Origin of the sequence: Streptomyces sp. MB09-01 (genome assembly GCF_033794505.1) — a bacterium.
Lineage (GTDB): Bacteria > Actinomycetota > Actinomycetes > Streptomycetales > Streptomycetaceae > Streptomyces.
The window spans coordinates 1-1,102 of the sequence record NZ_JARAYQ010000572.1; the positions used below are offsets into that span (position 1 = coordinate 1).

A 1,102-nucleotide genomic window follows, 5' to 3' on the forward strand; every position below is an offset into this window, starting at 1 on the left:
AGAGGTCGTTTTCGCCTAAAATTGCCGCTTACCAGCCGATTCTCGGTGTGCCGGGTTGTGGTGAAGGTGAGGTCACCGAGGTGGTTGAGGCCTGCGGGGGCAGATGGGGTCACGGATGGGGCGGGTGGTGACCTGTTCCTGTCTCATCCCAGGATGCCCGGTCTTCGCGGCCACGTGCTTCCGCCGCCGTGGCCGCGCGCCTGGGCGCACTCGGCCCGCGGCGGTACGCCGGAAGCATGGCGAAGCGACGTCCGTATCCGAGTGATCTGTCCGATGCCCGCTGGGAGTTGATCGAGCCGGTCCTGGCCGCATGGCGGCTCCAGCGACGCGGTCGGGCTCTGGACTTCGGCCGACCGCCCGAGCACGACCTGCGCGACATCATGGACGCGATCTTGTACGTGGACCGGACCGGGGTCCAGTGGCGCTACCTCCCGCACGACTTCCCCAACTGGAACACCGTCTACGGCTACTTCGCCAAGTGGGCCGACGAGGGTGTGTTCGCCCAGCTCAACGGCCTGCTCAGGCAGCTCCTGCGGGAGAAGGAAGGCAGGGACGCCGAGCCGACGGCGTGTGTGATCGACGCTCAGAGCGTCAAGACCTCCACCAGCGTCCCCGCCGCCGGGCAGGGCGTCGACGCGGCCAAGAAGATCGTCGGCAGGAAGCGGAGCATCGTCACTGACACACTCGGACTCCTCCTTGCCGTGCTGGTGACCGCGGCGAGCGTGCAGGACTCCGTCGCCGGCACCGCGCTGCTCGACAAGATCGCCGCCGACCACCCCGCAATCCGCAAGGTGTGGGTCGACGGCGGCTACCGCCAGCACCTCGTCGAGCACGCCGCCACCCTTGGTATCGACATGGAGATCACCGCCCGCAACCCCGGGACCAGGGGATTCAGCCCGATCCCGAAGCGTTGGGCAGTCGAGCGGACCTACGGCTGGCTCATGCTCCACCGGCGCCTGGCCCGCGACTACGAAACCCTGCCCACCCGCTCCGAAGCCGTCATCCACATCGCCATGACCGACCTCATGACCCGCCGCCTCACCAGCGAGAACACCATCTCCTGGCGCGACCCGAAGAAGACCACAGAACACCCGATTCTGGG

At 67.6% G+C, this 1,102-nt stretch carries 1 protein-coding gene; it reads left to right on the forward strand.

The annotated features are described in order from the left end of the window. Window positions 1-236: 236 nt before the first annotated feature. Window positions 237-1,102, forward strand: an 866-nt coding sequence (locus PV721_RS43515) for an IS5 family transposase (protein WP_319734428.1), incomplete at its 3' end; no start/stop codon positions are given.